The organism is Stenotrophomonas sp. GW821-FHT09E08, assembly GCF_059416125.1.
The window spans coordinates 104,408-116,456 of sequence record NZ_JBWKOO010000009.1 but is presented as its reverse complement, the minus strand read 5'-3'; the positions used below and the strand labels follow the sequence as shown (position 1 = coordinate 116,456).

The 12,049-nt window shown below is 66.6% G+C and carries 2 protein-coding genes; one reads left to right on the top strand and one right to left on the bottom strand.

Annotated features, from left to right (window positions below; genetic code table 11):
• Nucleotides 1-150: 150 nt before the first annotated feature.
• The gene (locus tag AC07M7_RS13165) at nt 151-2,799 is read right to left on the bottom strand and encodes an excinuclease ABC subunit UvrA (RefSeq protein WP_495207570.1); all 2,649 of its coding nucleotides are present in this window, start codon (nt 2,797-2,799) and stop codon (nt 151-153) included.
• 203 nt (nt 2,800-3,002) lie between these two features.
• On the opposite strand from AC07M7_RS13165, the gene AC07M7_RS13160 reads away from it, so the two are divergent.
• A complete protein-coding gene (locus AC07M7_RS13160; protein ID WP_495207569.1) occupies nt 3,003-11,714 on the top strand; it encodes a glycoside hydrolase family 94 protein in 8,712 nt (2,903 codons plus the stop codon).
• Nucleotides 11,715-12,049 lie beyond the last annotated feature (335 nt).

Below are 12,049 nucleotides of genomic sequence, written 5' to 3'. Positions count from 1 at the left end.
TGACCAATGCATGGAGGATATATATGCATGCCTATAACGTCACTCTGATTCCCGCGGAAGCAGTTGCATCTCGATACTCGATGCCTTCAGTCATCGGTTGACCGGCTGGCCGTCCGGCGCGGGAAATCGATAGCCGAGCATGGCTCGGCTCTACAGAGAAGCCAGCTCCCGCGCCAGGAACGGCGCCGTCCTGCTTCCTTTGGCGCGCGCCACCTGTTGCGGCGTTCCTATCGCCACGATGGTGCCCCCTGCCCCGCCAGCTCCGGGGCCTACATCAATCACCCAGTCCGCCTGTGCGACCGCGCGCATGTCGTGCTCAATCATCACCACCGTATTGCCCGCCTCTACCAGCCGCTGCAGCTGCACCAGCAGCCTGTCCGCGTCCGATGCATGCAGGCCGGTGGTGGGCTCATCCAGCACGTACAGCGTGCGGCCGCGCTGGCTGCGCTGCAGCTCGGTTGCCAGTTTGATGCGCTGTGCCTCACCGCCTGAAAGTTCGGTGGCCGGCTGGCCCAGCCTCAGGTAGCCCAGACCGATCTCCTGCAGCAAGTGCAGCGGCCGGGCAATGGCATCTTCCTCGCTGAAGAATGCATGCGCCTGGTCGACCGTCATCTGCAGGACCTCGGCGATGTTGCGGTCATTCCACTGCACCTCCAGCGTGGCCTCGTTGTATCGCGCGCCGTGGCAGGTAGGGCACGGTGCATAGACGCTGGGCATGAACAGCAGTTCGACGCTGACGAAACCCTCGCCCTCGCAGGTCTCGCACCGACCCTTGGCCACGTTGAACGAGAAGCGGCCCGCATCGAATCGGCGGCGGCGCGCGGTGGGTGTCGCGGCGAACAGCTTGCGCACGTGGTCGAACAGCCCGGTATAGGTGGCCAGGTTGGAGCGTGGCGTGCGGCCGATGGGCTTCTGGTCCACCTGCACTACCCGCTGGATGGCGTCTACATCGCCCGCCAATGCGCCCCGCGTCGTTTCAATTACGGTTGGCCCGTCGGTGGGTGTGCTATCGGCACTATCGTCCGCGGGCTCGTGCCCGAGGTGCAGCAGCAACAGCTCGGGCAGCGCCTGCGCCATCAGGCTGGACTTGCCCGACCCGGAAATGCCGGTCACGGCCGTCAGCAGCCCCAGTGGTATCTGCGCGTCCACGCCCTGCAGGTTGTGGCGATGGATACCCTTCAGTTCCAGCCAGCTGTTGGCGCTGCGCTGTCGGCTGGCAGGCGCAGGCACCTGATCGAACAGATACAGGGCCGTGCGCGACTCCTGAACCTTGCGCAGGCCGTCGGGCTCGCCACTGTAGAGGACCTGGCCACCGTGCTCGCCCGCCTCTGGCCCAACATCCACCAGCCACTGCGCGCGGCGCATCAACTCCAGGTCATGTTCAACAACGAACACCGAGTTTCCGCCGTCGCGCAGCCGCTCCAGCGCGTCGTACAGCGCTTGGCTGTCGGCGGGGTGCAGGCCAGCCGAGGGCTCATCGAGCACGTACAGCACACCAAACAGCAAGGAACTGAGCTGGGTGGCCAGCCGCAGGCGCTGCAGTTCGCCAGCGGACAGGGTTGGCGTGGCGCGATCCAGCGAGAGATACCCCAGGCCCAGGTCACGCAGCTGGCGTACCCGCGCCATCACACCGCCTGCCAGCCGCTGTGCGGCCAGTCGCTTCTCTTCGGACAAGGCCGAGGTCAGCCGGACGTCGGGGGCGCCCTCGTGGGTCGCTTGGCCACTCGCGGCCCTCCGGGCGCGATCACGTGGTGTCGCGCTCCTGCTGGTGCGAGTGCCCTTGGTGTGCGCGCCGAAATCACCTTGTGCGATGGGCCCGAGCAGATCCGCCAGTTGATCCAGCGGAAGCCGCATGAACTCGCCGATGTCCACGCCGGCGAAGGTGACCGAGAGTGCTTCCGGCTTCAGGCGTTTTCCGTGGCAGGTCGGGCACAGCTTGCCTTCCATGTAGCGCGAAACACGCTTGCGCATCAGCGCACTCTGGGTGTTGGCAAAGGTGTGCAGCACGTAGCGGCGCGCACCGGTATAGGTGCCCATGTAGCTGGGTTCCAGCTTGCGCTTCAGTGCGGCACGGGTCTCTGCGGGCGTGAAGCCGGCATAGACCGGCACGGTTGGCGTTTTCTCGGTGAACAGGATCCAGTCGCGGTCCTTCTTCGGAAGCTTCTTCCACGGCACATCGATGTCGTAGCCCAGCGTGACCAGGATGTCGCGCAGGTTCTGGCCATGCCATGCCGGCGGCCACGAGGCGATGGCGCGTTCACGGATGCTCAGCGACGGGTCCGGAACCATCAGCGCTTCGGTCACCTCGTACACATGTCCCAGGCCGTGGCAGGTGCTGCAGGCGCCCTGCGGTGTATTGGGCGAGAAGTCCTCGGCGTACAGCATGGGCTGGTTGGCCGGGTACGCCCCGGCGCGCGAGTACATCATGCGCACCAGGCTGGACAGCGTGGTCACGCTGCCCACCGAGGACCGTGCATTGCTGGCGCCGCGCTGCTGCTGCAGGGCAACCGCAGGCGGCAGCCCGTCGATGGCATCCACATCGGGCACGCCCGCCTGGTCGATCAGGCGCCGCGCGTATGGCGCTACGGACTCGAAGTAACGCCGCTGCGCCTCAGCAAAGACCGTACCGAAGGCCAACGACGACTTGCCCGAACCCGACACCCCGGAGAACACCACCAGTGCATTGCGCGGAATGGAGACATCGACATTCTTGAGGTTGTGCTCGCGCGCGCCGCGCACCTCCACGCAACCGCTGGCTGCGGCAGCGCATGAGGATTCACCGAAAGGGTTGTTGGACATCGTTACGTTCCTGCAGGCAGTGAGCGGTGCGCCTCAAAGCGAACCGAGGGATGCATTTTCGCTGCTGCGAGGTGAATGTGGTGAGGGAGTTCCGTCCTCGGGGCTCAACTCCGGCCTCACGGGCCGACAGCCCAGCCTTCACGGCTACCACGGCACCTGCAATGCAACTATGCAGGACGCGCCCTCCCTCCCCTCGGTAAACCATGACCCACCTTCGCCGTCTGTTTGGCCGCTGGCTGCGCCTGCGTCGTCGCGTGCGTTGGCGTTGGCGTGAGCGCCAGGCTTCAGCACCGGCCATCGAGGCCACCGAGGGCCCCCTGCGTGCGGCGCTGTACAGCGTTGAACAGATGGAGGTGTACGGCCGCGCGCTTGCGCGCCAGCATCGGGTACGGATGCGACCTGGCGCGGAGCGCCTGCTCGATCGCCTGCAGGCCAACGAGCGTGTGCTGGAAGACGCCAACACGCTGCTCAGCAGCGTGGTGCGTGAGCAGCGGCCGGTCACCCCGGCCGGGGAATGGCTGCTCGACAACTACTACCTGATCGAAGAACAGATCCAGACCGCACGGCGCCACCTGCCACGCGGCTACAGCCGGCAGTTGCCGTCGATTGCCTCCGGCCCCTCGGCCGGATTGCCGCGTGTGTACGAACTGTCGATGCAGGCCATCGCGCACGGCGACGGCCGCATTGACGCCGACACGCTGGGCCGGTTCATCGCCTCGTACCAGTCGCTCGCGCCGCTGAGCCTGGGCGAACTGTGGGCCGTACCCATCATGCTGCGGCTGGCGCTGCTTGAGAATCTGCGGCGTATGGCCGCCCGGGTGATGCGCGATGGCACGGACCGAAGCCTGGCTGCACAATGGGCTGACAATCTCAATCTCGCGGCCTCCGACACCCCTACTGATGTGGTGTTGGTGGTTGCCGACATGGCACGGTCCGCGCCGCCCCTGACCGGCGCGTTCATCGCCGAGCTGACGCGCTCGCTGCAGGGGCGCGGCGGCGCGTGGGCCATGCCCATCGCCTGGCTGGAACAGTGGGCGGCGGCGGCCGGGCAGCGCGTCGACGAGCTGGTCGCCGCTGAAGGGCAGCAGCAGGCGGCCGATCAGGTATCCATCGGCAACAGCATCGGCAGCCTGCGCTTTCTCTCCACCATGGATTGGCGCACCTTTGTTGAAGACATGAGTGTGGTGGAGCGGCGGCTGCTGGAAGACCCGATGGGTGTCTATGCCCAGATGGATTTCGCCACCCGCGACGCCTATCGCCACGTGGTGGAGAAGATCGCCCGCGGGAGCCGCATGGCAGAGGAACGCGTTGCAACCATCGCGCTGGACCTGGCACGGGCGGCTACGCCGCCGGATGGGCAACGCACGCACGTTGGCTACTGGCTTGTCGGCGAAGGCCTGCACGCGACCGTTGAAGCGGTGGCCGAGGCAGCACCGCGCCACCGCAAGGCACGGCAACTGGCGCATCGCGTGCCGCTTGCACTGTACCTGCTGCCGATCACCCTGCTGGCGGTGCTGGCCACCGCTGGCCTGTTGGCAACCGGCAGTGGTTCGGCCCCTCTCTGGTTGGCCACGCTGCTTGGGCTGCTGGTGTTCAGTGAGCTGGGCATCGTGCTGGTGAACTGGACCGCGACGGTGCTGGTCGCACCCAGGCCGCTGCCCAGGCTCGACTTCGGCGAGGGCATTCCTGCCGCCTGCGCCACCGTGGTCGCGGTCCCCTCGATGCTGTCCAGCATCGAGGGAATCGACATACTGGTCGAAGCGCTGGAGGTCCGCTTCCTGGCCAACCGCGATCCTCAGCTGCGCTTCGTGCTGCTGACGGACTTTCTCGACGCATCGGCAGCCACGACGCCGATGGACGACACCCTGCTTGCACACGCCGTTGCGCGGATCGAGGAATTGAACGGGCGTTACGCGCCCGAGCGCGGCGATCGCTTCTACCTGCTGCACCGTCCCAGGCAATGGAACCCGGGTGAAGGCGTGTGGATGGGACACGAGCGCAAGCGTGGCAAGCTGGCGGCGCTCAATGCCCTGCTTCGTCTGGGCGATGCAGCCGCGTTCATGCGCATCGTCGGTGACGCGGCTGCGCTGATCGGTGTCCGCTACGTCATCACGCTGGATTCGGACACGCAACTTCCGCGGGATGCGGCACGCGCGTTTGTCGCCACCCTGGCGCACCCGCTCAACCGCCCGCGCTTCGATTCGACGCTGCAACGCGTGGTGGAGGGTTACGGCATCCTGCAGCCCAGTGTCGGCACCAGCCTGGGCCGGCGCCGCACCTCGCGTTTTGCCCGGATGTTCGGCAGCGAGCCCGGCATCGATCCGTATACGCGCATGGTATCGGACGTCTACCAGGACCTGTTCGACGAAGGCTCGTTCGTGGGCAAGGGCATCTATGACGTCGACGCCTTCGAGCATGCACTGGAGGGGCACCTGCCCGAGAACCGCATCCTCAGCCACGATCTGCTGGAAGGCTGCTATGCGCGCGCCGGTCTGGTCAGCGATGTGCGACTGTACGAGGACTATCCCGAGCGCTACGCCGCCGACGCCAAGCGTCGTGCACGCTGGATACGCGGCGACTGGCAGTTGCTGCCCTGGTTGATGCCGTGGACCCCGCGTCCGGGCCTGGGATGGGAACGCAACCGGCTCAGTCTGCTGTCACGCGGCAAGCTGCTGGACAATCTGCGCCGCAGCCTGGTGCCGATCGCTGCCCTGGCTTTGCTGTTGGTGGGTTGGCTGTATTCCGCAGACCCCGCCGCATGGACGGCGTGGGTGCTGGCGCTGTGGTTCGCGCCACCGCTGATAGGAATGCTGCGCGATGCCCTGAGCGTGCCCGACGACACGCCGCTGGAGGCGCATTACATCAAGGTCGGGCGCGGTACGCTGCAGTCGTTGCTGCGCGCGTCCACCCAGATAGCATGCCTGCCCTTCGAAGCATTGCTGGCCGGTGACGCGGTGCTGCGCACGCTCTGGCGCATGGCGGTCACACGCCGCCACCTGCTGCAGTGGAACCCCTCCAGCGAAGTCGAGCGGCGGCTTGGTAGTGACCGCGGCGCGGAATGGCGGGTGATGGCACCGGCCTCTCTGCTGGCACTCGCACTGGTGGCTGTGGTGGCCAGCGTGCGTCCGCAGGCGCTGCCGCTCGCCCTGCCCTTGCTGTTGGCGTGGACCTTCGCGCCGGCGTTGATGGCATGGCTGGGCCGGCCGCCGGCCGCGAGCGTGGCGGAGCTTTCCGTTACGCAGCGGGCGTTCCTGGGCCAGCTGGCGCGGCGCACCTGGTCATTCTTCCAGGCCTGGGTGCGCGAGCAGGATCATTGGCTGCCGCCGGACAACATCCAGGAGCATCCGTCGCTGGTGGTGGCGCGGCGCACCTCGCCGACCAACATCGGCCTGTCGCTGCTGGCAAATCTGTCGGCGTGGGATTTAGGTTATCTGCAGATGGACGCGGTTGCTGAACGTACCGCCCTCACCTTCGATACGCTGGACCAGCTGCCGCGCCATCGCGGTCACTTCCTGAACTGGTACGACACCGAAACCCTGGCGCCGCTGCCGCCGCGCTATGTCTCCACCGTGGACAGCGGCAACCTGGCCGGCCATCTGCTGACACTGCGCCAGGGCCTGATCGCGCTGGTGGACGCGCCAGTGCTGGCACCGCACACGTTCGACGGCCTGGCCGATACGATCGGCGTGCTGGAAGAGGAACGGCAGCGTCATCGCCCCGGCGATGCACCACTGGTCGGGGCGCTCAACCACCTTCGCCAGCGTCTGGCGTCAACGCGCATCGACCGCCCCGTCGGAACGGCGGAGACTCTCGCCCGCTTGCAGGAGCTGGCCGGCTTGGCAGACAACGTGCTGGCACTGTGGCCGGCACCGCCATCACCCGAGGAAGGCGAACTGCATTGGCCGGCCCTGCTCGCCGCCGAATGCCATGCCGCCCACGCGTCGCTTGCCGATCTCCCTGCCGATGTAATTGCAGACGACGAAGCGCCGGTGCCCAGCCTGCGCCAGCTGGCTGCCCTGTCCGGCAAGGCCGGCGCGGACGCACGCGCGCGCATCCAGCAGATGCATGCCCTGGCGCACCGTGCCGGGCAGTTCTCGATGATGGAATACGGGTTCCTGTTCTACCGCACCCGCAACCTGCTCTCGATCGGTTACAACGTCGACGACCATCGCCTCGACAACAGCTTTTACGACCTGCTGGCATCCGAAGCACGACTGTGCGCCTTCGTCGCCATCGCCCAAGGCCAGTTGGCGCAGGAGAGCTGGTTTGCGCTCGGCCGGATGCTCACCGAGGTCAACGGCATGCCGACGCTGCTGTCATGGAGTGGCTCGATGTTCGAGTACCTCATGCCGCAGCTGGTGATGCCCAGCTATCCGGACACGCTGCTGGACCAGACCGCGCGGCATGCGGTCGAGGCCCAGATCGTCTACGGCCGCACCCTGAACCTGCCGTGGGGCGTGTCCGAGTCCGGCTACAACGCTGTCGATGCGCGCCTGAACTACCAGTACCGGGCGTTTGGTGTGCCGGGGTTGGGGCTGAAGCGCGGTCTGGGCCAGGACCGTGTCATCGCGCCCTATGCCAGCATGATGGCGCTGATGGTGGCGCCGGAAGCTGCGTGCCAGAACCTTCAGGTGCTGGAAGGATTGGGGTTCGCCGGGCGCTTCGGCATGTACGAGGCGATCGACTACACCCCTGCCCGCCTGCCACCCGGGCAGGATCACGTGCTGTTGCGTTCGTTCATGGCCCACCACCAGGGCATGGGCCTGCTGTCGCTGGATTACCTGTTGCGCGACCAGCCAATGCAGCGCCGCTTCCTTGCCGACGCCGAGTTCCAGGCCACCCTGCTGTTGCTGCAGGAGCGTATCCCGCGCATCGGCGTCTTCCATCCGCACGAAGTGGAAGCGCTGGGCGAGCACTCCGCCCTGGCCGAGCACGAGACGTCGCTGCGCGTGCTACGGGACCCGGGTGGCCCGCGCCCGGAAGTGCAACTGCTGTCCAATGGACGCTACCACGGCATGCTGACCCACGCCGGCGGCGGCTACAGCCGCCACGGCGACCTGTCGCTTACCCGCTGGCGCGAGGACGGCACCACCGATGCCTGGGGGTCGTTCTGCTACCTGCGTGACGTCGACAGCGGCGAGTTCTGGTCTGCCGCGTACCAGCCGACGTGCGTGGCGGTGGACAATTACGAGGCGATCTTCTCGGACGCCAAGGCGGAATTCCGTGGTTCGCGCCGCGGCTGCGAGAGCCACCTACAGGTCGCCATCTCCGCCGAGGACGACATCGAGCTCAGGCGCCTGCGCCTGACCAACCGCAGCCGTCGCCCGCGCACGGTGGAGATCACCACCTATGCCGAAGTGGTGCTGGCACCTGCGGCGGCCGACGATGCGCATCCGGCCTTCAGCAACCTCTTCGTGCAGAGCGAAATCCTGGCGGCCAAGCAGGCGGTGCTGTGCACGCGTCGGCCCCGTTCGCACGACGAGGTGCCGCCGTGGATGTTCCATCTGGTCGCGGTGCATGACGCGGAGGTGGTGTCTATCTCATACGAAACCGACCGCGCACAATTCCTGGGCCGTGGCAACACACCGCGGACGCCGCAGGCATTGACTTCCGATGCCGAGCTTTCCGGCACCGATGGCTCGGTGCTCGACCCGATCGTGGCCATCCGCGTCCGCGTGGTGCTTGAGCCAGAGCAGACCGTGCAGCTGGACATGGTGTATGGCGTCGGCGCTGACCGCCCCGGTTGCGAGGTGCTGGTGGACAAATACCGTGACCGCCGTCTGGCGGACCGCGTCTTCGATCTGGCCTGGACGCACAGCCAGGTGGTGCGTCGGCAGATCAACGCCAGCCAGGCCGAGGCGGCGCTGTACGAGCGCCTTGCCAGCCACGTGCTGTATGCAGGCCCCCTGCTGCGCGCGGGTGCCGGCGTCCTCCTGCAGAACCAGCGCGGACAATCCGGGCTGTGGAGCCATGCCATCTCGGGCGACCTGCCCATCGTGCTTCTCAAGGTCACCGATGCGGACAATGTGGAACTGGTCAGGCAACTGGTGCAGGCTCACGCCTATTGGCGCCAGAAGGGACTCAACACCGACCTGGTCATCTGGAACGACAGCAAGGCCGGCTATCGGCAGGAACTGCAGGACCAGATCCTGGGCATGGTGGCCGCCAGTTCGGAGACAGGCCTGCTTGATCGCCCCGGCGGCATTTTCGTGCGGCCGGTGCAGAACATGACCCACGAGGACCGCATCCTGTTGCAGGCGGTGGCGCGGGCGGTGATCAGCGACGAGGACGGCACCCTTGCCGCGCAGGTCGGCCGACAACCGCTGCCCCCGCGAAGGATCCCGTCCCTGTTGCCGCAGGCAGTGCAGGAGGAACTTGCGCTCTCGATGGAGTCGGCTCCCGGGTTGCCCATCGTCGCCGACTCGGGCCCCGACGTTGGGTTGCCCCCCGGCGCCGGGCACGATGAAGAGATGGACGACCCGTGGCCTTTCCTTCCCCATCGCGGCACCGGCCAGTTCGACAACGGTACCGGCAGCTTCAGCGAGGACGGTCGCGAGTACGTCGTAGTGCTGCGGGAAGGGACGCCGACGCCAGCGCCCTGGGCAAACGTGATCGCAAACGCCCGCCTGGGCACGGTCGTCAGCGAGAGTGCGCCGGGCTACACGTGGTTCGAGAATGCACACGAATTCCGCTTGACGCCCTGGCTCAATGATCCGGTGTCGGACACGGGCGGCGAGGCGTTCTACCTGCGCGACGAGGAGACCGGCCATGTCTGGTCGCCGATGCCGCTGCCGCGAAGGGGCAGCGGGGCCTACCGGACACGGCACGGATTCGGCTACACGGTCTACGAGCATGTCGAGGACGGCATCGCCAGCGAGCTGTGGGTATTTGTCGACGTCACCGCGCCGCTGAAGTTCTCGGTCCTGCGCTTGCACAACCTGTCGGGCAGTACACGGCGGCTGTCGGCCATCGGCTACGTCGAATGGGTGATGGGTGACCTGCGGGCGAAGTCGCGCATGCACGTGGCGACCGAGCGCGACCACCAGAGCGGGGCGCTGCTGGCGCGCAACGCCTACAACACCGATTTCGGAGGCCGGATGGCCTTCTTCGACACCGATGCAGATGGCTGCGGCTGGACCTGTGATCGCCTGGAGTTCATCGGCCGCAACGGCAGCCTGCAAGCACCTGCGGCGCTGCGGCGCGAACGCCTGGATGGACGGCTGGGTGCGGGCCTGGATCCCTGCGCGGCGATCCAGGTACCGCTGGAGCTGGCCCCGGGCGATCGCAGTGAAACAACATTCCGCCTTGGCGCGGGGCGCGACCGCGAGGAAGCGCTGGCGCTGGCACGAAGCCGCCAGGGGGCTCAGGAAGCCATCGACGCGCTGGACGCGGTACGCATCCACTGGCGCAATGTGCTGGCCACGGTGCAGGTGCGTACACCGGACCCGGCGTTGGACGCATTGGCCAATGGCTGGCTGGTCTACCAGACACTGGGTTGCCGCTACCTGGCGCGCAGTGGCTACTATCAGTCAGGCGGAGCATTCGGCTTCCGCGACCAGCTGCAGGACGCGCTCGCCCTGGTACACGCCCGCCCGGACCTGACCCGCGATCACCTGCTGCTATGCGCTGCACACCAGTTCACCGAAGGTGATGTGATGCACTGGTGGCACCCACCGCAAGGGCGCGGTGTGCGCACCCGCTGCTCGGACGATTATCTCTGGTTGCCCCAGGGCGCTTGCCGCTATCTGGAAGTCACCGGCGACGCCAGCGTGCTGGACGAAGTGGTCGGTTTCATCGAGGGGCGTGCGGTGACCGCGGAAGAGGAAGGGTATTACGACATGCCCACACCCTCGACGCAGCGCGGCACACTGTACGACCACTGCATCGTTGCGCTCGAGCGTGGTTGCCGGTTGCTCGGCGAGCGCGGCCTTCCGTTGATGGGAACCGGTGATTGGAACGACGGCATGAACCGCGTTGGCGACCAGCAGCGCGGAGAAAGTGTGTGGCTGGGATTCTTCCTGCATGACACGCTTCGTCGCTTCATCATGCTGGCCAATGCCCGCGGCGATGCAGCCCGTGCGCAGTGGTGCCAGGAGCAGGCCGAACGCCTGCGACGGAACCTCGAGCACCATGCCTGGGACGGGGCGTGGTATCGCCGCGCCTGGTTCGACAACGGGACCCCGCTGGGCTCGTCACAGAACGAAGAGTGCCGCATCGATTCGATCTCGCAGAGCTGGTCGGTGCTGTCAGGCGTCGCCGCGCCCGAGCGCGCCTCGCAGGCGCTGGATTCGCTGTACACGCACCTGGTGCGAAAGGACGCCAAGCTGATCCAGCTGCTCGATCCGCCCTTCGACCAGACCCCGGAGGACCCCGGCTACATTCGTGGATACGTGCCGGGCGTGCGCGAGAATGGCGGCCAGTACACCCACGCGGCCGTGTGGGCGGCGATGGCATTCGCACAGCAGGGCGATGCGGTACGTGCCTGGGAGCTGGCCGGCATGATCAACCCGCTCAGTCACACGCTGGACCCGGAGGCGATCCAGACCTACCGCGTCGAACCCTATGTGCTGGCGGCGGATGTATACGCCGTGCCTCCGCACGTCGGGCGAGGCGGCTGGACATGGTATACCGGGTCGGCCGGCTGGATGTATCGCCTGTTGGTCGAATCCCTGCTCGGCATACGTCGCGAGGGTGATCGTCTGTCGCTTGAACCGTGTCTACCCGATCATTGGCCGTCATTCGAATTGAGCTACCGCTTCGGCCGCAGCTTCTATGAATTCGTGGTGACCCGCAGTGCGCAGGGCCGGCCGACGCTGCATGTGGATGGCGCGCTGCAACCGGATCTCAGCGTGCTGCTCCGCGACGACGGTCATCACTACCGCATCGCGCTTGACCTGGGGGCGGCGCCAGGATGAACGTTCGCCCCGAAATGCAGTTGCAGCCTGATGTACCTGCTCATCTCCAGGCGGCGATGCCAGCTGTTCGAGGCCGCCTGCGATGCTGGCAAAGCGCTGCGGGCGGCAACAACTACCTCGTAGAAACCTTCCGTGCGTAGCGCAGAACCGTTTCCTCATCCTGCATGGCAATCTTCGCCGAAGACAGCCACCTGCTGGCTGCGCCCTGATTCTCGATAGCCCTCGCAAGATCGTCACACAGACAGTTCGCACAAAGGTAGCCTCCAGGGCTCGGCCTGCGGCATCTCTTGCAAGGCAGCAATGTGGTCTCCGAGGGACTTCGGAGCTGATAGGCA